Origin of the sequence: Pauljensenia sp. 20925_1_25 (assembly GCF_041433955.1) — a bacterium.
GTDB lineage: Bacteria > Actinomycetota > Actinomycetes > Actinomycetales > Actinomycetaceae > Pauljensenia.
Map to the genome: position 1 here is coordinate 13436 of NZ_JAPWCL010000006.1, position 20510 is coordinate 33945.

General features: G+C 62.0%; 13 protein-coding genes, 1 tRNA gene and 1 other RNA gene. 9 read left to right on the forward strand and 6 right to left on the reverse strand.

All coding sequences use genetic code 11. From position 1 onward, the window contains the following. Nucleotides 1–20: 20 nt before the first annotated feature. An RNA gene (gene rnpB, locus O3932_RS04025) (RNase P RNA component class A) lies at nt 21–386 on the reverse strand. 51 nt (nt 387–437) lie between these two features. On the opposite strand from rnpB, the gene O3932_RS04030 reads away from it, so the two are divergent. Further along, complete coding sequence (locus O3932_RS04030) at nt 438–1250, forward strand: YaaA family protein (protein WP_371536396.1); 813 nt, start codon at nt 438–440, stop codon at nt 1248–1250. A 79-nt stretch (nt 1251–1329) separates the two neighbouring features. Continuing rightward, entirely contained in the window at nt 1330–2667 is a 1338-nt protein-coding gene (locus O3932_RS04035) for an alpha-L-fucosidase (RefSeq protein ID WP_371536399.1), read from the forward strand. A gap of 3 nt (nt 2668–2670) precedes the next feature. Here the strand turns inward: O3932_RS04035 and O3932_RS04040 are convergent, their stop codons facing one another. Next, nucleotides 2671–3414: a hypothetical protein gene (locus O3932_RS04040; RefSeq protein ID WP_315294745.1), complete on the reverse strand. Its 744-nt coding sequence runs from the start codon at nt 3412–3414 to the stop codon at nt 2671–2673. Then, on the reverse strand, nt 3411–4322 hold the full coding sequence (locus tag O3932_RS04045; protein WP_371536401.1) for a Nif3-like dinuclear metal center hexameric protein: 912 nt from the start codon (nt 4320–4322) through the stop codon (nt 3411–3413). Before O3932_RS04045 ends, O3932_RS04040 begins: the two co-directional genes overlap by 4 nt. Nucleotides 4323–4383: 61 nt before the next feature. Between O3932_RS04045 and lipB the strand changes: the two genes are divergently transcribed. The 5 genes from lipB (at nt 4384) to O3932_RS04070 (ending at nt 12051) form a co-directional block, all read left to right on the forward strand. Beyond that, entirely contained in the window at nt 4384–5061 is a 678-nt protein-coding gene (lipB, locus tag O3932_RS04050; RefSeq protein ID WP_299241336.1) for a lipoyl(octanoyl) transferase LipB, read from the forward strand. After that, nucleotides 5058–6125, forward strand: a complete 1068-nt coding sequence (lipA, locus tag O3932_RS04055; protein WP_371536404.1) for a lipoyl synthase — start codon at nt 5058–5060, stop codon at nt 6123–6125. Before lipB ends, lipA begins: the two co-directional genes overlap by 4 nt. After that, complete coding sequence (locus O3932_RS04060; RefSeq protein ID WP_371536406.1) at nt 6122–7615, forward strand: class I adenylate-forming enzyme family protein; 1494 nt, start codon at nt 6122–6124, stop codon at nt 7613–7615. Before lipA ends, O3932_RS04060 begins: the two co-directional genes overlap by 4 nt. A gap of 78 nt (nt 7616–7693) precedes the next feature. Then, nucleotides 7694–9061, forward strand: a complete 1368-nt coding sequence (locus O3932_RS04065) for an NAD(P)/FAD-dependent oxidoreductase (RefSeq protein ID WP_371536408.1) — start codon at nt 7694–7696, stop codon at nt 9059–9061. Between the two features lie 173 nt (nt 9062–9234). Continuing rightward, entirely contained in the window at nt 9235–12051 is a 2817-nt protein-coding gene (locus O3932_RS04070) for a tetratricopeptide repeat protein (protein ID WP_371536411.1), read from the forward strand. A 383-nt stretch (nt 12052–12434) separates the two neighbouring features. Here O3932_RS04070 and O3932_RS04075 read toward each other — a convergent pair whose 3' ends face one another. After that, nucleotides 12435–12617 carry a transposase gene (locus tag O3932_RS04075; RefSeq protein ID WP_371536414.1) on the reverse strand — a complete coding sequence of 61 codons (183 nt, stop codon included), beginning with the start codon at nt 12615–12617 and terminating at the stop codon, nt 12435–12437. A 1454-nt stretch (nt 12618–14071) separates the two neighbouring features. Between O3932_RS04075 and O3932_RS04080 the strand changes: the two genes are divergently transcribed. After that, on the forward strand, nt 14072–16417 hold the full coding sequence (locus tag O3932_RS04080) for a tetratricopeptide repeat protein (protein WP_371536416.1): 2346 nt from the start codon (nt 14072–14074) through the stop codon (nt 16415–16417). Between the two features lie 76 nt (nt 16418–16493). Here the strand turns inward: O3932_RS04080 and O3932_RS04085 are convergent. Next, nucleotides 16494–16567, reverse strand: a tRNA-Val gene (locus O3932_RS04085). A gap of 103 nt (nt 16568–16670) precedes the next feature. Beyond that, nucleotides 16671–17072, reverse strand: coding sequence for a DUF3052 domain-containing protein (locus O3932_RS04090; RefSeq protein ID WP_276740735.1), 402 nt, complete (start codon nt 17070–17072; stop codon nt 16671–16673). A gap of 324 nt (nt 17073–17396) precedes the next feature. On the opposite strand from O3932_RS04090, the gene aceE reads away from it, so the two are divergent. Further along, entirely contained in the window at nt 17397–20144 is a 2748-nt protein-coding gene (gene aceE / locus O3932_RS04095) for a pyruvate dehydrogenase (acetyl-transferring), homodimeric type (protein WP_371536419.1), read from the forward strand. The last annotated feature ends 366 nt before the right edge of the window (nt 20145–20510 follow it).

The window sequence follows — 20510 nt, forward strand, 5'->3', positions numbered from 1 at the left end:
GCGCGTCGGGGTCACTCTGTTGGATCTGTCGGCCTATACGCCGGGTTCTGTCCCCGCGCACCGTTACCGGTCTCGCGGTGGCGACCATCTATCTAGGACCGTCGTTACCAACGGCCTCCAGCAACCTACCCGCAGGCATTGGGCGGGCCGCCCTGCCTGCTGCTCGGTCTTGCTCCGGGTGGGGTTTACCGAGCCGACGCGGTCACCCGCGCCGCTGGTGAGCTCTTACCTCACCTTTTCACCCTTACCGCCACGAATCGTGGAGGTGGTTTGTTTTCTGTGGCACTATCCCTCGAGTTACCCCGGGTGGCTGTTAGCCATCACCCTGCCCTGTGGAGCCCGGACGTTCCTCGAGCGTTTCCGCGCGCGGCCGCCCAGCCGACAGATCCGCACCGATTCTAGCGCGCCTAGTGCTCGCGGCGCGATAGGGTGGCTCCATGCTGATCTGGTTGCCCCCGTCGGAGGGGAAGAACGCGCCCGCCTGCGGCCCCTCTCTATCGCTGGAATCTCTGTCCCGCCCGGCTCTGACACCGGATCGGCGCAGCGTCGCCGAGGCGCTGATTGCACTGGGGTCGGGGCCCGAAGCGGCGGCTACGCTCAAGGTTGGCGCACGCATCGACCTGTCCGTCAATGAGGCACTGATGAGCGCCCCCTGCGCCCCGGCCTCGTCCCTGTTCACGGGCGTTCTCTTCGAGGCCATCGAGGCCGTTACCCCGCGTGCCTGGGAGAGCGCGGGCGCGGGCGTGATCTCCATTTTTTCCGGCCTCTTTGGGGTCCTCTCCCCCGCCGACGTCGTGCCCGATCACCGGCTGGCGATGGGCGTGTCTCTGCCCGGTTTCGGCGTCCTGTCCACGTGGTGGGCGCCGCGCCTGGATGAGGCTCTGCGCGAGGAGGCAGCAGGACAGGTCGTTATCGACGCGCGCTCGGGTCCCTACCGGGCTGCGTGCAAGGCACCGTGGGCGCGCGTGTGGGAGCTGCGCGTCGTGCGTGAGGCTGACGGTAAGCGCTCGGTGATTTCCCACGATGCCAAGCGTTGGCGGGGCGCGGTGACGGGTACGCTCCTGGCGTCGGGAGGGTATTCGGCAAGCGAGACGACCGAGTGTGAACAGGCGCTGACGGATGCGGCGCGCTCGGTGACGTTGCACGACGCTCGCGGGGCCGAGCACCGCGTTATCGACGTCGAATTCGGGCCGGAAAAGAAGGCAAAACAGGGCGGCACGACGCGCGCGCTCACGCTGGTGACCAATTAACCGCTGGGCTATCCTTTGTCAGGAACCTGCAGGGTGCAGGCCCGGCCGATGCACCGGTCATCAAACGGAAACCATAGGCATGATCAACGAGGACTACCTGGCCAACATTCGGCCCACCCACCGTCAGCTCCAGTGGCAGAAGATGGAGATGTACGCGTTCATCCACTTCGGCATGAACACGATGACGGACCGCGAGTGGGGCGAGGGCCACGAGGATCCCGCACTGTTCAACCCGGGAAACGTCGATGTCGATCAGTGGATGCGCGCGCTCGTGAGCGCTGGCATGACCGGCGTGATCCTCACGTGCAAGCACCATGATGGGTTCTGCTTGTGGCCGTCGGCCTACACCAGGCACTCCGTGGCCTCCTCCCCGTGGAAGGGTGGGAAGGGCGACCTTGTGCGCGAGGTGTCTGACGCGGCGGCGCGTCACGGCCTGAAGTTCGGCGTGTACCTGTCCCCCTGGGACATGACGGAGCCGACGTATGGCCAGGGTGAGGCCTACAACGACTTTTATATCAACCAGCTCATCGAGCTGCTCACCCACTACGGACCCGTCTTCTCCGTGTGGCTGGACGGCGCGTGCGGCGAGGGTCCCAACGGCAAGGTGCAGGTCTATGACTGGCAGCGCATCTACGACACGGTCCGCGCGCTGGCACCCGAGGCGGTTATCTCCGTGTGCGGCCCGGACGTGCGCTGGTGTGGCAACGAGGCGGGCTCCGTTCGAGCCAACGAATGGTCGGTTGTTCCCGCTTCTCTGCGCGAGGCCGAACGCACCGCAGAAAAGTCGCAGAAGGCCGACGACGGCGAATTCTCCCGACAGGTGGCCTCCGGCGACGAAGACCTGGGGTCGCGCGAGGCCTTGGCGGACTACTCCGGTCCCCTGGCGTGGTACCCCGCGGAGGTCAACACCTCGACGCGCACAGGCTGGTTCCACCACGACGTCGAAGACTCCCAGGTGCGCAGCGTCGATGAGTTGTTCTCGATCTGGAAGGGTTCGGTCGGCGGCAACGCGACCTTCCTCTTGAACGTTCCCCCGAACCGCGACGGCCTTCTTGCAGATGCCGACGTGCAGGTCCTCGCGCGCCTCGGCGAAAAGATCGCGGACTTCCGCGCGCGCCGCGTCGACGCCTCCCGCGAAGACGAGGGCAACGTCATCACGCTACGCTTCGACGCGCCGCACACGGTGGGTGCCGTGGTGCTTGAGGAGGACATCGCGCAGGGCCAGCGCATCGACGAGGCCGTGGTGAGCGCGTGCGTGGAGGGCAGCCCTGAGCAGGAGATCGCTCGCGTTCATTGCGTGGGCTACCGTCGCATTATTACCCTGGATAAGCCCGTGACCGCCACCCGGGTGCGGGTGACGGTCACGACAAGCAGGCAGGGCTTCTACCTGGCGGATGTCTACGCGGTTCGGGCCTGAGCCTCAGCGCGGCGTGTTCGCCGCCGTGCGCACGACGATCTGGGATGTGTCCTCGGTCAGGTACAGCTCGTCGGCGGGGGTCAGGCGGATGCGCTCGAGTTCCATCGGGCTGAGGTCGGCGGCCACGCCGATACCGTAGCCGTCGCGCACTTCGATGACGGCGAGAGCACCATTGCGGCGGCGTGCCTCCTCGTATTCTTCAAGCAGGGCGTGCGGGAGACGCTCAGCCAGCGCTCGGCGCGCTGCGATGACGCTGCGCAGCTCGTCGTCGGCCTCGGCGACGTCGGCTTGGAACTCGGCCTTGAGGCGCTCAATGTCGGCGGCGATGGCCTGAGCTTCTTCCTTCATCTTCTCCTGCGCGGCGCGTGCGGCCTCGACGCGCTCCTCGGCGTCCACCTGGTCGTTTTCGAGCTTGGCCAGGCGGCGATCCATCTGGGCGATCTCGTGTTCCATGGCGGAAATGTCGCGCAGGGGCACCTGGTTGTTGTCGATGCGGCTCTGCTGGCGCTTGCGGCGCTCGCTCACCTTGGCGATCTCGTCCTCGATGCGGGTCACCTCGCGGGTGGTGTCCGCGATGAGGGCGCTCTGAGTGATGGCGGCGCGCTGCAGGTCGGCGACGCGGCCCGCGAACTCGCGCACGGTCGCGTGCGCGGGGTGGGAGTCGCGCTTGTGGCGCAGCGCCGATTCCTTCTGGTCAAGCTTCTGGAGCTCGAGAAGGTCGAGCTGGTCGGTGTGCGTCGCTTTCACGCTAGTTCTCCCTGGGTGACTCGGTAGCTGGTCCATGGCTCGGTGACAATCGTAGAGACTTCGACGCGAAGTTCCACTTTAGAAGCGCTGGCCGCCGCCCGGATACGGCGGGCAAGAACGGGTAGCCACGGGGATTCTGTCGCCCAGTGGGAACCGCACAGCAGCGCGGGGCGTCCGCCCTCGAGGTGCTCGGAGGCTGGGTGGTGACGCAGGTCGGCCGTGAGGTACACGTCAACGTCGGCGGCGCGCGCCGCGTCCAATGCGCTGTCCCCCGCGCCACCCAGGACGGCGACCCGGGACACGGCCATGGCCTCGTCCCCTCCGACGAGGAGGCCGGTGGGGCCGGCGGGGAGCACGGAGGCGACGTGGTCGGCGAAGGCCCCGAGCGTCGTGGGTTCGACGGTCCCGACGCGCCCCAGGCCGATCTCGTGTCCCTCGGCGTCAACGCCGCAGGGTTCGAGCGGTACGGTGTCGCGCAGGCCGATGAGGTCGGCGAGTGCCGTGGCAACGCCCTCGCAGGCGACGTCGGCGTTCGTGTGCGCGTTAAAGAGGGAGACACCCGCACGGATCAGCCGCGTCACGACTGCTCCCTTCGGGTCGGTGACCGGCAGGAAGGACGCTCCGCGCAGGAGCAGCGGGTGGTGCGTGATCACCATGTCGTAGGGATGTCCGTCACTATCCGGTCCGGCGACGGCCTGCTCGGCGATGGCGGCGGTCGGGTCGAGGGCCAGGAGAAGAGAGCGTACGGGGGCGTCCGGGTCGCCGACGATCAGGCCGACGCGATCCCAGGATTGCGCCGTGGCTTGCGGGTACCAGGACTCCATGAGGGCCATGAGGTCGCCGACGCGCCACGAGGCCTGGGCTGAGTCGGGGGCGTCGGGTTCGGAAGAATGAGAGGACAATCGCATGCGATAAGCATACCGGACCCCCAACAAGCAAGGGACCCTGCCCGCGACTATGATCACATCCGTGCAGATTTTGAGTCTCCTCGACCAAGGGTTGGTCGATTATTCGCAGGTTGATGCGCTCCAGCGCTCCCTGCACGAGGAGGTCCTCGCAGGCGGCGAGGACACGCTGATCGTTTCCCAGTTCACGCCCACGTGGACGGCCGGGCGCCACACGAAGCCCCAGGACATCCCCTCGACGACCATTCCCGTGATCCGCACGGACCGCGCGGGGTCGGCGACCTGGCACGGGCCGGGTCAGCTCGTCGTCTACCCCGTCGTGCACCTGAAGGAACCGGTCGATCTCGTCCAGTGGATCCGCGCGGTCGAGGCCTCGGTCATCGACACGGTACGTGAAGCCTGGGGCCTGCCCGTCCACCGCATCGAAGGACGCGCGGGAGTGTGGCTCACCGAGGAGGGACGCCGCGACCGCAAGATCTGCGCGATTGGCCTGAAGGTCGCGCGCGGCGCGACCCTGCACGGCGTCGCCCTGAACGTGGACATCGACCCGGCCCATGCCTTCGAGGGGATCATTCCCTGCGGCCTGACCGACGCGGACGTGACCTCCCTGTCCTGGGAGGGAATCCACACGACCGTCGCCGAGGCCGCGACCCAGCTCATCCCACGCATGGTGGAGCGCATCGCTCCCTGTCTGGCAACCCCGCCCGCTACTGTTTCCTACACGACGAGGTCAACGCTATGAGTACACTGCCCGATCCCGAGGGCCGCAAGCTGCTGCGCATCGAGGTGCGCAACTCGCAGACGCCGATCGAGAAGAAGCCCGAGTGGATTCGCACGACCGCGAAGGCCGGCGAGAACTACCAGGACATGCGCTCGCTCTCGCATGCGAAGGGCCTGCACACGGTGTGCGCCGAGGCCGGGTGCCCCAACATCTACGAGTGCTGGCAGGACCGTGAGGCAACGTTCCTCCTGGGTGGTGCGCTGTGCACGCGCCGCTGCGATTTCTGCGACATCGCGACGGGACGTCCCACCGAATACGACAAGGACGAGCCGCGTCGTATCGCCGAGTCCGTGCGCGACCTCGATCTGCGCTACGTGACGATCACGGGCGTGACCCGCGATGACCTGCCCGACGGTGCCGCGTGGCTGTATGCCGAGACGTGCCGTCTGATCCACGAACTCAACCCGGGCACGGGTGTGGAACTCTTGGTCGATGACTTCCGCGGTCAGGCTGCCTCCATCGACATGGTTGTGGAGGCTGGCCCGCAGGTTTTCGCGCACAACCTGGAGACGGTGCCGCGTATCTTCAAGAAGATTCGTCCGGCCTTCAACTATGATCGCTCGCTCGCGATGATCAAGCGCGCCCACGACGGCGGCATGGTCACCAAGTCGAATCTGATCCTGGGCATGGGCGAGACGCGCGAGGAGATCAGCGCGGCGATGCGCGACCTGCACGAGTCGGGCTGCGATCTGCTGACGCTCACGCAGTACCTGCGTCCCTCTCCCCTGCACCACCCGATTGACCGCTGGGTGCACCCCGAGGAGTTCGTGGAGATGGCCGCCGAGGCCGAGGAGATGGGCTTCGCTGGTGTCATGGCCGGCCCCCTTGTGCGTTCCTCGTACCGTGCGGGCCTGCTGTGGGCGAAGGGCATGCGTGCCCGCGGCTTCGAGATCCCCGAGCAGCTGCAACACATCGCGAACTCCGGCTCGACGCTGCAGGAGGCCGGGTCGGTGCTGGCTCGCCTGAGGGAGCGCTCGGAGCGTCACGCGGCCATGGCCGCCGCGAAGGCCGCCGCGGCCTCGTGACCCCCGACTATTCACCCGCGCGGGCTCTGCTGGCCTCGGCGCGCCGCCACCCTGAGCGGCTCTCCCTGGTCGACGCGGTGACGGGCGAGGAATGGAGCGTGCGTGAGGCGGTTGACACGGTCGCTCGCCTGGCTCGCGCCTTCGCGGAGGCGGGCATCGGTGCGGGCACGCGCGTGGCTGTCATCGGTGCAAATTCTCCGTGGCACTACATCGTGCACGTCGCGGCCTCGTGGCTGCGCGCGGTGACGGTTCCGCTCTCCCCGCGCATGCCCGCCTCCGCGCTCGCGTCGATGTGCGCGCAGGTGGGGGCCTCGTGGGTCTTCCACGACGAGGCCTCCTCCCCCACTGCGCTCGCCCTGGCTTCCGCGGGCTTGCGCCGGGCGTCGTTTGGCGACCTGGCTGCCTGGGTGGATTGCGCGACGCCGATGCGTACCGCGCCCGCGCGCTGCGGGAGCGAGCTGGCGGCCGTCCTGTTCACGTCCGGATCGACGGGCACGCCTCGTCCCGTTGAGCTGACCCACGAGGTCATGTGGTGGGGGTCGACGAATTTTCGTGAGGGCTTCGACTACGCGCCGACCTCGTCGGTCGTGGGCGTGTGCGCGCCCGTCAGCCACATCGGCGGCTTCAACGGCACGTCGATGGACGTGTGGACGCGCGGTGGGACGCTGGTGACGTTGGGGTTCCCGGGTTCCTTTAATGCGCGCGGCGTGCTGGACGCAATTGGGCGCTATCGGATCTCGATGATGTTTGCTGTGCCCGCGATTGTGCGCGCCCTCGTCGAGGAGTACAAGCGCGGCGGAGGGGACCTGTCCTCGTGGGTGCGGCCCCTGATCGGCGGTGACGCGATGACGGCGGACCTGGCGGACGCGATGCGAGCGGTCGGCCTGTCGCCCATCCACGTGTGGGGCATGACGGAGACGTCGGGGGCCGGGACGGTCGCGACGCCCGACTGCGGCGCGCCCGCAGGATCACTGGGCGTCCCCTTCCCCTACGTGGACCTGCGGGTGATGGCCACCCCCGAGCGCGAGGCGGGCGTCGGCGAGATGGGCGAGATCTGGGTGCGAGGCCCCGGCGTCGTGCGCGGCGAGGAATGGCTGCACACCGGCGACCTTGCTACGCGCGATGAGAACGGCTGGCTGCACCTGGTGGGACGAGCCCACCGCATGATCAACACGGCTGGGGAACTCGTCGCTCCCCCCACCGTCGAGCGCGCGCTGCGAACCCTGGACACCGTGTCCGATGCCCTCGTCGTGGGGCTGCCGGACGAGCGCTGGGGGCAAATTGTCGCCGCGCTCATCGTCCCCTCACCCGCGGGCCGCGCCCAGGCCTCGTCGATGAACGCCGAAGCACTGTCGGAGGCCCTGAGCGAGGCGCTGGCCCCCTGGGAGAAGGTGCGTCGGATTGCGGTCGTGGACGAGCTGCCGACGACGCCCACCGGTAAGCCCGATCCCCTTGCGGCTGCCGAGATTGTGACGGCGTCAAGACTCTAGAGACAAGTGCGCGCGACTTCACAATTTACATGAGCCACATTTAGGTAAGATTAGCCTTGCTTTATCGAAGGAGATCTTATGTCCCGCCATCGCATTGTCATCATCGGCTCCGGTTTCGCAGGCCTCACGGCTGCTCGTCGACTGAAGAAGGTCGACGCCGATATCACCATCCTGGCTCGCACGTCGCACCACCTGTTCCAGCCCCTGCTCTACCAGGTGGCCACGGGCATCCTCTCCGAGGGCGACATCGCCCCCACCACGCGCGAGATCCTGCGCCGCCAGAAGAACGTCACGGTCTTGCAGGCTCTCGTCGAGGAAATCGACGTCGAGGCGTGCGTCGTCAAGTGGCGCAACCACAACAAGTACGAGCAGACCGAATACGACACGCTGATCGTCGCGGCGGGCGCCGGTCAGTCTTACTTCGGCAACGACCACTTCGCGGTGTTCGCGCCGGGCATGAAGACCATCGACGACGCGCTCGAGCTGCGCGCACGTATTTTCGGCGCGTTTGAGTTGGCCGAGATTGAGACCGACCCTGCCCTGGTAGGCAAGCTCCTCACCTTCGTCGTCGTGGGCGCGGGTCCGACGGGCGTCGAGATGGCCGGGCAGATCCGCGAGCTCGCCTCTCACACGCTGAAGGGCGAGTTCCGCAACGTCGATCCGACGAAGGCGCGCGTCATCCTGGTGGACGGTGCCGAGCACCCACTCCCCCCGTTCGGCGAAAAGCTCGGCCACAAGACCGAGGAGGCGCTGGCCAAGCTTGGCGTCGAGATGAAGATGAACGCGTTCGTGACCGACGTGGATGCCGAGGGCGTGACCCTGAAGTACAAGTCCGGCGAGGAGGAACGGATCGAGTCCGTGTGCAAGGTGTGGGCTGCGGGCGTGTCCGCGAGTCCGCTGGGCCGCGCGCTGGGCGAGGCCACGGGCGCCGAGGTGGACCGCGCGGGCCGCGTCACCGTCAACAAGGACCTTACCTTGCCCGGGCACCCCGAGATCTTCGTGCTGGGTGACATGATGGCGTTCCCGGGCGTGCCCGGCGTCGCGCAGGGTGCCATCCAGTCCGCGCGCTTCGCCGCCGATACCATCGCCGCGCGCCTGGCGGGCCGTAAGCCGAAGGCCACGGAGTTCTCCTACTTCGATAAGGGTTCGATGGCGACGATCGCGCGCTTCAAGGCGGTCGTGAAGATGGGTAACACGAAGTTGACGGGCTTCACCGCGTGGGTGGCCTGGTGTTTCCTGCACCTGCTGTACATCGTCGGCTTCAAGTCGCAGGTGGGCACGCTGGTGAACTGGTTCTTCAGCTTCCTGTCGGGTGCGCGTTCGCAGCGCACGACGACGAACCAGCAGATGGTGGGCCGCCTGGCCATGGAGCAGCTGGGGGCCGGCGCCTCCGGCAAGCTCGTCGCCGGCGAGGACGTCGTCGAGGAGCGCATTCACGAGGCCTGAGCGGGCCACGCTCTGACGGTCTCTTCAGGCGCGCCTTCGGGCACTGAATGAAGGTGTCCTGACAAACAGGCAGACAGGCACGGTGTGGGGCCGGAAGCGAGAGCTTCCGGCCCCACTGTCACGCTACTTTGCGTGTTACCACATACCATCCGCTAAGTCTGTAGACTGTGCGTATGAGCACAGTGAGAGCAGCATTCAATATCTCCTCCACCATCGTCAAATCTGTTGTCAAAGTAGCCGGCTTCGGCTTCGTCGCTGATGCTATAGAAGGTGGACAAGAGCTCTACCAGCTCGCTTGCAGCCTTAAAGATGAGACGTTCGGCAGTGCGGAAGCGCAGATGAGCGGGACGCTCAGAAACTCAATCAGCGATGAGCTGGCCTCTATCGAGTACCAGCTAGGTAGTTTAGGCCGTGACGAGAAGAGTATTGACCTGTTCATAGGACGCCTTGAGACATCGGCCAAACGAACTATCACACAACTCCTCAATGATGAGAATGCGTTAGGCGAAGCAATCACAAAGCCCGAAAAATTCCACGCCTACGTTTTAACGCAATCAGCACCGGAACGAGCGAGCTACGCACCTGAGGAGGAACACCACCTCGACAGCCTTCTTCGCTGCATTGCAGACGAATACTTGAGGCTAGCTAAAAAATCGCCAAACTATAATGAGACTGCACTTAGGGCTACGGTCGAACAACTTAGTAAGATCCGCGCAGAACTTGAAACACTGCAAAACCTTGTCGCGAACACGTCAGAAACGCATAGTAAAGAGCATCAAGAAATTAACAATAAAATCGAACGGCTTCAGACAACCGTAGAGGATGCACTCAGCAACCACCGTTCACGTCAACTTAACAACTCAACATGGGGTAGCCGTCCACAACCGCTGAAGCTCTGGATCGAACGTAATCCAACATATGATAACAAAACACTGTACGCCACAATTTTCAATCCCAGTTCATCAGACCACACACATTTTAGCGCCCTCATTGGACATGCAGGAAGTGGCAAGACACGCCTTGCAGCAACCATTGCAGACACATGCATCAAGAAACACTGGTCACTAGTTGCATGGATCGACGCATCAGCACGCACTAAAATAATAACAGACTTAATCGCATTTGGCGAATCACTGTTAAATGTAAATACTGATAAAGAAATGGATATACTAATTAGAGTGAAACAGGTACTTACAACCTTTAGATCCGCCATCAAAGAAGATTGTCTATTTATCTTCGACAATGTAGAAACAGTCGAGGATCTAAAGGATCTCCTACCGGACGCTCCGCGCACACACGTCATTATCACAACACGTAATAATCGCGGATGGGATCTCCATAATGACTGGAACTGCTTTTACCTCAACGACTTTACCCAAAAAGAATCATGCAAATACCTAGTTGAAACCACTAACGACGAAGATAAGATAAGCGCAAACCTAATAGCTGAACATCTTGGTAACTTACCACTTGCCATCACCCAGGCAGCAGTTACTGCTTCACGATATTTCAACTCTAGCTTATCCGAATATCTCATGGCCCTTACATCCTGTAGCGACAATGACCTGCAAGACCTACTTGAACCTATCGAAGGGGATAACTACACCTTAGGTGCCATTCTAGCTCTTCATACTGCTGTACAAACAACACTCGACAGAATCCAAACAGGTAAGATTCGAGAAGAAGCCATTAGAATCCTCGACTCACTCTGCTACCTCGACAAATCAGGCGTCCCATCTGCTTGGCTCAAAGAGCATAGCAATTTAAACAGAAGTAAAGCATATCGCGCTTTACTTGATGCATCAATTATCGAAGAGTCGATGGACTCAAGATACACAACAATCCATCGTTTATTCGGCCACGCAATACGGAAGCAATCGGCGAAATCCGCGGCGGTGGGCAACGCTTGCGACACATTAGCGCGCGCCAGCAGCATAAAGACCTCACTAGGCAACACTTTGCAATACGGACAACAACTGCGCGACCTAACCACTCAAGTTATGGCAATCGCACCAGACTTATCGTCCGTCAGCAGCGTCGACCAGATCACCATGACAACTCTAATTGAAGAAATTCTATCGAATTGCTACGACCTTAGCCTCTATAATTACGGAGCAACTCTATACACTTCAATTAGAGACCTACGCTCGCTAGAACACAATACAGAAACATGGATCAGAATTCTTGACCATCTTGGGACTAATCTGCGCGCACTCAGAAAATTTGCTGATGCTCACGCAGTGTATGACGAACTATTCTCACTAATCAGCATTAGTCACCCAAAGTATTACGTCTATCGATCACACATAGCCCTACTTTACTACTTTGAAGGAAAAGATGATACGACGTTGAAAATTTGCAAGGAGACACTTGCATATACTAATCAGGACGACCCCTACTACAGCTATTATGAATATTATTTCGCAAGAATAACTAACGACACTATCAATTCATTTAACATGAGTAAACAAGAACAAAACAATCAGATTCAAACTGCAATAAACCATCTTCACCACGCTATTGAACACATGGATCCCATCATCTTATCACACGAGAAACAATTCAAAGCCCACGCATTTACCGCACTCTCACAGTCATACAGCTTGACAGGAGAGCACACTGAAGCCATTAGATATTCCAACAAGGCCTTGCAAAGAGCTCAAGAAGTGCTCAGAGATTCACATCCCGACATCATTACTTATAGACACAATTTACTTGCTTCCAAGAAGAAGGCCAACGGTACATCTCCGGAATTGATCACCGATCTAAGATCTCTCGTGAAGGAGGCCGCAGATCGGTTGTCGGACTCAAATCCCGATGTGTTTACAATGCGATATAATCTTGCCCGATGGCTCACAGAGGATAAACAATATCGCGAAGCAACCGGCATATACGATAACTTGATTGTAATTTCAGAGTCATCCGTTGATTCAACATCTCCATCGACTGAGCAACTGCGAGAGGAGCGAAATCGTATTGCACAACTGTAATGGGGCTCTTCAGAGTTGGGTGTGGGTGGAGGCGTCTAGGCCTCCTGCGATGAGGTGCGTTCGGGGTTGGTAGTTGGTGGGGTTGCGGTAGCCTCTGGCGGTGCGTTTTCCTAGTTCGATAATGTCCGTTGATGGCTTCTGTGGGGTGCGTTGCTTGCTCTGTCGGTGTCGAAGTAGGCGTCGAGTGCGTCCTTCCATTTGCGTAGGGTGGTTCGCCCCTAGGCGTGCGATTTCGGGGATGGGGCAGGCTGGTAGGCGCTGGATGAGGTGTGTGGCCAGGCGTTGGCCTTGGGTGGGTGTGTCTTGGTGGAAGACCTCGCGCACTTGCCCGGTGAAGGTTGGCGACTTCGACACTGATATGCGCCTCATCTGCCGTGAAGGCCTCACGGAGTCGTTCTTGTTGGCGGGGGGTGAGCTTGCGTGTGTGAGGCGCGCAAAAGAAGCCGGATTTGGTAGAGGGAGTCACCCTTGCGTCCGCGGTGACCCAGGGTGTGTTGCTGGACGCGGCGACGCACCTCGCCTGGAGCGTCGCCAGCGAGCGTGACGATGTGAAAGGTGTCGAGCACGCTGGTTGCGCCCTGGGAGCAGGCCAAGCGATGGCGTTCTTACTGTCTCCCCCTTGGAGGGGTCTAGAGTCGCGATCTGGATACCGGAGCGAACTGTTCGCCGCGCTCTTCTAGCCAGTTCTCATGCGCGGTGCCAGACCTTCCTGGGACCAGGTCCACTCAAGCGGGCCGTGCGATGATCCTTCCCGCGAGTGGTCCACGATGCCGGTGAGCTCACGTGGGCCCTCGTCGGCGTCGGTCCTGGTGATGCCACACGCCTCTCATCGACCCCCAGTACCCGCACGCCTGCGAAATGGGCGGGGTCATCAGATGCGGCTTGCAGGCGCGGCTTGATGTGGGACCACGCGGTGTTCCACGTGGTTCCTAACTGGCGGGCCAAGCCACAGGTGGTGGCTCCTTCGAAGCGTAACTGTCGGATCGCCCAGCGGATCGCCCGGGCGCCCAAACGCGCCCTGGGAGCACACACTGAGTGGTTCTGCTCGATGAAGGTCGCGATCTGGCAGGTGTGTTCGCGGCATATCCAGCGTCGCTTAAACCATCGGATCCGCGCCGGGACCCCGGCCCAGGGCGCGTCGATCACCTCCACCACCACACGCCCGTGGCCTTGAGCGATTCAGCCCACAACCCGGGCAGCCAGCCAGCTGGTTGCACGACTCAACATCGAGCACTAGAGCATCTGGGGTGCGAGCTACGCTCATCAGATGGAAGCCCTCCAAACCGACGAGCAGATCACACCGATCACAACGATCAAGCGACACAGAACATCAGCAGGTAGGGTGAGACACCGCCCGAGGTCCCTTGACGACAGCGGGGTAGAAGTCCGCTCATCATCACGGACCTCAACTTCTACCCGCAACCCCCGACCAACACCCACTCACCCACACACAACTCAGAAGAGCCTCTTTACGACGCTCTTCGCCTGTATGAGGAGCTAGTGACCGAGTGCCAGACTATCCTGGAACCCGATCATTCGCTAACCATGACAGTGCACGAAAATCTCGAAGCAGTCAGGCGCAAGTGTCGTTAGGCGCGTACTCCTCCACTGTGTCACCTAGTGTCAATTGACGAGGTCAGAGATCCCCGTACGGATCCCCGACCTCATCAGCTCTGCCGCACATCTTTGATTCGCTCAATACGCGCCAGACGCGAATTCTTTTCATTCAGGTGTGTCAGGGAGCATGGAGTTCGCCAGAGCGTTGGAGGTGATGCGGGTGGGATTCCCGATACCAGTTATCGGCGCAGCTGCACGTAGGCGGGTTACTTGCACCTATCGGGTTGTCTGTAACAATCGCAGCAATGGGGCCTTCCGCAAACCACACTACCCGGACCCTCATACGCGAAGAATTGTTCAATCACACCGCGTATGAGATTCAGATTGCCGTCATGTTTGTCCCAGCTGCAACAAGTTTTCTCCGGTTGTCATTCCCGCCTGTTGTAACAAGTACACTGTGCGCATGAACACAGCGATGGCAGCTTTAAATATCACGACCAACATCGTGACATCGATTGTTACAGTACCGGGATTTGGCTTCACAGCCGACTCAATTGAGGGTGGACACGACCTCTACCAACAGGCCCGCAGCCTTCTGGATCAAATAGCCGGTAGTTGCGACGCACAGACATGTAACCACCTGACAAACTCGATAAGCGCTGAACTGGACGCAATCGAGGGACAGCTCGTTGAATCGGGCTACGACAGGTCCCACATCGATAGCTTCATCGATCATCTTGAGGCATCAGTGAAGCAAACCATCACGCTCCTTGCCGACGACGAGAACGCCCTACGTGAAGCAATACTCAAGCCCGAGGTATTCCGGTACTACGTTCTCGTACAATCAGCCTCAGCACGCCAGAACTACACCCCCGGCGAACTCCACCACCTCGACACACTCCTGGGTAGCGTCGCGCAGGAGTACCTGACACTCGCACCAGCGTCACCGGATTTCAAGCACACAGCACTCGAGCGCACAATCACCGCACTGACACAGATCTCCCACCAGCAAACCACCAAAGACCCGACCCACAGCACGGGCGAGAACCACCTGGACACACTCGCCGAGCGCAACAACCTCGTCGACGATGACAAAGACACGGACAGCCCAGACACAGTTACCACCCAGTACGGACACGTCCCCACAGCAGTCACCCGTATCCTCGACACCGCTGATCCCAACGCGCTTACCCGCGTCCTAAGTAGCGGCAATCTCGATGCACTTACCTCGCGTCATAAGCGCGCAAAAGCATACCAGGCAGCTGGTCGCCTCGACGAGGCCATAGACCAGTATAGAACCCTTCTCACCGACTGTGCCCGTACCCTGAGAAAAAACCACCCCAAAACACTCGCCACGCGCAACAACCTGGCATACACCTACCGGTTAGCTGGCCGCCTCGATGAGGCCATCACCGAGTACGAGATCCTTCTCATCGACTACACCCGTGCGTACAGCTACAAGCATCCAAAGACATCTGCTGCACGCAACAACCTCGCATACACATACTGCTTAGCGGGCCGCTTCGTTGAGGCCATCCCTCTGTATGAGCAGGTCATCAAAGACCGAACCTGTGACCTAGGTGAGGACCACCCCCGCACGCTCGCCATACGCCACAGCCTCGCAAATGTATACCGAGATGCTGGCCGCCTCGATGAGGCCATCACCCTGTACGAGCAGGTCATCATAGACCGTGCCCGTGTTCTGGGTGAGGACCACCCCGATACACTCACCTCACGCCACAACCTCGCAGACACGTACCGGAAGGCTGGCCGCACAGGCGAGGCCATTGCCCTGTATGAGCAGGTGGCCACAGGCCGTGCCCGTGTCCTGGGGCCGAACTATCCCGATACACTCACCTCACGCCACAACCTCGCAAACATATACCGGTCTGTTGGCCGCCTCGATGAGGCCATCACCTTATACGAGAACCTTCTGCCCAACCACATCCGGGTCTTGGGTGCAGACCACCCCGACACACTCACCTCCCGTTGCAACCTCGCAGGCGCATACGAGTCGGCGGGACGCCTCACCGAGGCCATCACCCTGTACGAGCAGGTCCTGCCCGACAGTATCCGCATCCTAGGCGAAGACCACCCCGACACACTCACCTCCCGCTGTAACCTCGCAGGCGCATACGAGTCTGCGGGACGCCTCGATGAGGCCATCACCTTATACGAGAACCTTCTGCCCAACCACATCCGGGTCTTGGGTGCAGACCACCCCGACACACTCACCTCCCGCTGCAACCTCGCAGGCGCATACGAGTCTGCGGGGCGCCTCGATGAGGCCATCACCTTATACGAGAACCTTCTGCCCAACCACATCCGGGTCTTGGGTGCAGACCACCCCGACACACTCACCTCGCGCAACGACCTCGCATACGCATACGAGTCTGCGGGACGCCTCACCGAGGCCATCACCCTGTACGAGCAGCTCCTGCCCGACAGTATCCGCATCCTAGGCGAAGACCACCCCAACACCCTGACCTCGCGCAACAACCTCGCAGGCGCATACGAGTCTGCGGGACGCCTCACCGAGGCCATCACCCTGTACGAGCAGGTCCTGCCCGACAGTATCCGCGTCCTAGGCGAAGACCACCCCAACACCCTGACCTCGCGCAACAACCTCGCAGGCGCATACAAGTCGGCGGGACGCCTCACCGAGGCCATCACCCTGTACGAGCAGGTCACCAAAGACTGTGCTCGCATCCTAGGTGAAGACCACCCGCTCACCAAAACGGTGCGGGATAGACTCGAAACAGCCAAGCGCGAGCTAGAGCAGCAGGAGGATGGCTCAGCCGCCGAGTAGCGCGCCGCCTAAAGATACGCGTTTAAAGATACGCGTTGGGGGCCGGAAGCTTTCGCTTCCGGCCCCACCCGTTTTGTGGGCCCTACCGGGCTCGAACCGATGACCTTCTGGGTGTAAACCAGACGCTCTAACCAACTGAGCTAAAGGCCCCACGCACGCGCCAATCTACCAGATCGAGCGCGAACGGTCACTTTCTGACCCGAGCGAAAGGAACACCCAAGAGCGCTCCCCCGCCCAGGCCTCGTCGATGAACCTAGCGACGCGAACGAGGACGCGCGGTCACGCGCACGCCCGCCCACTCCTCGCCCAGCGCCGTCGACGTCGTCGCGTGCAGACCCGCAATCTTTGCGGCCTCCTCAACGTCGCCCACGCGCACCGAATTAGGACGCCCCGGCTTAGGAATCAGAACCCAAATCAGGCCACCGTCATCCAGGTTCGACATGGCGTCCACCAGGACGTCGGCCAGGTCCTCCTCCTCAGCGTCATCCGCGCGCCACCACACGATCGCGCCGTCCACGACATCGCCATAATCGACGTCAACCAGCGGATGACCGGTCTCCTGTTCAATCGACTCGCGCACCTTCTGATCGACGTCATCATCGACGTAGAACTCCTGCACGATCGCATCGGACGCAAAACCCAGGCTCACTGCCATCACGCAGCACCGCCTCTCGACGAGCTGCTGCTCTGTGTCATATCAACGTTCACTCCTTCATCCTAGGGCATGAAACCAGATCGAATGCAAGGGATAACACCAGGCGAAACACCCATGATGGACAACATCACTCTGACCAGCAGGTTTACGCATAGCGCCAGCGTCCAACATCGGTGAAAGGCACCTCATACACACGCGGATCATCAAACGCTAGAAAAGCCACACCATTAGTGGGACAATGGTCCCGATATGTGCGGTGTCGATCGAAGACACCGCCCTAGAACGCTGCACGTCGCAGCTCCGAGTCAAGCGAGAAGGTACACCGTGAGCCAACTCCACGAGTCACGCCCCGTCGTCGTCAACGGGCTGATCCCCCAGGTCCCCGACAACGACCCCCAGGAGACCGCCGAATGGGTCGAGTCCCTGTCCGGGCTCATCAACGAAAAGGGCGGCCCACGCGCGCGCTACATCCTGCTGCACATGCTGGACGAAGCGCGCCGCAACGGCGTTCAGCTCCCCCAGGAATACACGACCCCCTACGTCAACACCATCCCCGTTGACCAGGAACCGTACTTCCCCGGCGACGAAGCCACGGAGCGCGAATACCGCCGCTGGATCCGCTGGAACGCCGCCGTCCAGGTGACGCGCGCCCAGCGCCCCGGCGTCAAGGTCGGCGGACATATCTCCTCCTATGCCTCCGTCGCCACCCTCTACGAGGTCGGCCTCAACCACTTCTTCCGCGGCAAGGACCACCCCGGCGGCGGCGACCACGTCTTCTTCCAGGGCCACGCCTCCCCCGGCCCCTACGCGCGCGCCTTCCTGGAAGGCCGCCTCTCCGAAGAGGAAATGGACGGATTCCGTCAGCAGGTTTCAACCAAGCATGGCCTGCCCTCCTACCCGCACCCGCGCCAGCTCGACCACTTCTGGGAGTTCCCCACCGTGTCGCTCGGCCTGGGTCCCGCCGAAGCCATCTACCAGGCGTGGTTCGACCGCTACCTGCACATGAACGGCATCAAGGACACATCCCAGCAGCACACGTGGGCCTTCCTTGGCGACGGTGAAATGGACGAACCCGAGTCCCGCGGCATGCTCCAGCTCGCCGCCCAGCAGCGCCTGGACAACCTGACCTTCGTCATCAACTGCAACCTGCAGCGCCTCGACGGCCCGGTTCGCGGCAATGGCAAGATCATCCAGGAACTCGAGGCCTTCTTCAAGGGTGCCGGCTGGAACGTCATCAAGGTCATCTGGGGCCGCGGCTGGGACCAGCTGCTCGCCGCCGACAAGGACGACGCCCTCGTCCACGTCATGAACGAAACCCTGGACGGCGACTACCAGACCTTCCGCGCGAACGACGGCGCCTACGTGCGCGAGCACTTCTTCGGCCGTGACCCGCGCACCAAGGAAATGGTCAAGAACTGGACAGACGACCAGCTCTGGGAACTCAAGCGCGGCGGCCACGACTACCGCAAGGTCTATGCGGCCTACAAGGCAGCCATGGAGCACACCGGCCAGCCGACCGTCGTCCTCGCCCACACCATTAAGGGCTACGCGCTGGGCACGCACTTCGCGGGCCGTAACTCGACGCACCAGATGAAGAAGCTGACGCTCGAGGACGCCAAGCAGCTGCGCGACCGCCTGCAGATCCCGATCACGGACGAAGAACTCGAGCGCGATCCCTACATGCCTCCGTACTACATGCCGCCGGCCGATCACCCGGCCCTGCAGTACATGAAGGAGCGCCGCGAGATCCTCGGCGGCTGGGTGCCCGAGCGCCGCGCCGACCGCCAGCCCAAGCTCCCCGAGCTGCCCGCCCGCCCCTTCGAAGCACTGTCCAAGGGTTCCGGCAAGCTTGAGGTCGCCACGACCATGGCCCTCGTACGTCTGATCAAGGACCTCATGAAGGACAAGCAGGTCGGCAAGTACTTCGTGCCGATCATCCCCGACGAGGCCCGCACCTTCGGTCTGGACGCGATCTTCCCCTCGGCGAAGATCTTCAACACGACCGGCCAGTCCTACACGCCCGTCGACGCGGACATGATGTTGTCCTACCGCGAGTCCGAGCAGGGCCGCATCCTGCACACGGGTATCACCGAGGCTGGCTCCGCTGCCGCCTTCCAGGTCGTCGGCACGGCGTACGCCACGCACGACCTGCCGATGGTGCCGATCTACATCTTCTACTCGATGTTCGGCTTCCAGCGCACGGGCGACCAGTTCTGGGCGGCCGGCGACCAGCTCTCCAAGGGCTTCGTCATCGGCGCGACGGCCGGCCGCACGACGCTCGCGGGCGAGGGCCTGCAGCACATGGACGGTCACTCTCAGGTTTTGGCCGCGACCAACCACGCGTTCGTGTCCTACGACCCGGCCTACGCCTACGAGATCCGCCACATCATGGCGGACGGCCTGCAGCGCATGTACGGTGACGCAGGCGGCCGCGACCCGAACGTCATGTACTACATCACCGTGTACAACGAGCCGATCCACCAGCCGACTGAGCCGGAGAACGTGGACGTCGAGGGCATCATCAAGGGCATCTACAACCTTGATGAGCACCAGAACTTCGGCGGCCCCAAGGCTCAGCTGCTCGCCTCCGGCGTCGGCGTACCGTGGGCGCGCGAGGCCCGCGAGCTGCTGGCTCGCGACTGGGGCGTTGACGCCGCCGTGTGGTCCGTGACTTCGTGGAACGAGCTGCGCCGCGACGGCCTGGATGCCGAGGAACACAACTTCCTGCACCCGTCCGCACCGCGCCGTACCCCCTACGTGTCGACGAAGCTCGCGGGTCGCGAGGGTCCGTTCGTGGCCTCCTCCGACTTCGACCGTATGCTGCCCGACCAGATCCGTCAGTGGATCCCCGGCGACTACCACGTGCTCGGTGCGGATGGCTTCGGCTTCTCCGACACCCGCCGCGCCGCTCGCCGCTGGTACCACATCGACGCGGAGTCGATGGTCGTGCGCACGCTTGCTGCCCTCGCTGACAAGGGCCAGGTCGACCCGTCGGTCGTCCAGCAGGCGATCGACAAGTACGAGCTCTTCAACTACGCCATCCAGGGCAACGACCACGCTGGCGAGGAGTGATCGTCGCTAGGCCCGCGTTCTTCCCTCGCGGTGCCCAGCGATCATGAGAACGAGGCCGGGGTTCCCCACGCGGGTTCCCCGGCCTCGTCAGCTCTCCCTCACGTCTTCGATTCACTCAATTCGTGCCACGAAACCAGACCGCCCATCGTCACGTTCGCCCCAGCTGCAACAAGTTTTCTCCGGTTGTCATTCCCGCCTGTTGTAGCAAGTACACTGTGCGCATGAACACAGCGATGGCAGCTTTAAATATCACGACCAACATCGTGACATCGATTGTTACAGTACCGGGATTCGGCTTCACAGCCGACTCAATTGAGGGTGGGCACGACCTCTACCAACAGGCCCTCAGCCTTTCGGCCGAAATAC

What these genes read in the sequence shown, in the direction of transcription:
- O3932_RS04030 (WP_371536396.1), top strand. Translation starts at nt 438, where the DNA reads ATGCTGATCTGGTTGCCCCCGTCGGAGGGGAAGAACGCGCCCGCCTGC.
- O3932_RS04065 (WP_371536408.1), top strand. Translation starts at nt 7,694, where the DNA reads ATGTCCCGCCATCGCATTGTCATCATCGGCTCCGGTTTCGCAGGCCTC.
- O3932_RS04035 (WP_371536399.1), top strand. Translation starts at nt 1,330, where the DNA reads ATGATCAACGAGGACTACCTGGCCAACATTCGGCCCACCCACCGTCAG.
- lipA (WP_371536404.1), top strand. Translation starts at nt 5,058, where the DNA reads ATGAGTACACTGCCCGATCCCGAGGGCCGCAAGCTGCTGCGCATCGAG.
- O3932_RS04090 (WP_276740735.1), bottom strand. Translation starts at nt 17,072, where the DNA reads ATGGCAGTGAGCCTGGGTTTTGCGTCCGATGCGATCGTGCAGGAGTTC.
- O3932_RS04080 (WP_371536416.1), top strand. Translation starts at nt 14,072, where the DNA reads ATGAACACAGCGATGGCAGCTTTAAATATCACGACCAACATCGTGACA.
- O3932_RS04045 (WP_371536401.1), bottom strand. Translation starts at nt 4,322, where the DNA reads ATGCGATTGTCCTCTCATTCTTCCGAACCCGACGCCCCCGACTCAGCC.
- O3932_RS04070 (WP_371536411.1), top strand. Translation starts at nt 9,235, where the DNA reads ATGAGCACAGTGAGAGCAGCATTCAATATCTCCTCCACCATCGTCAAA.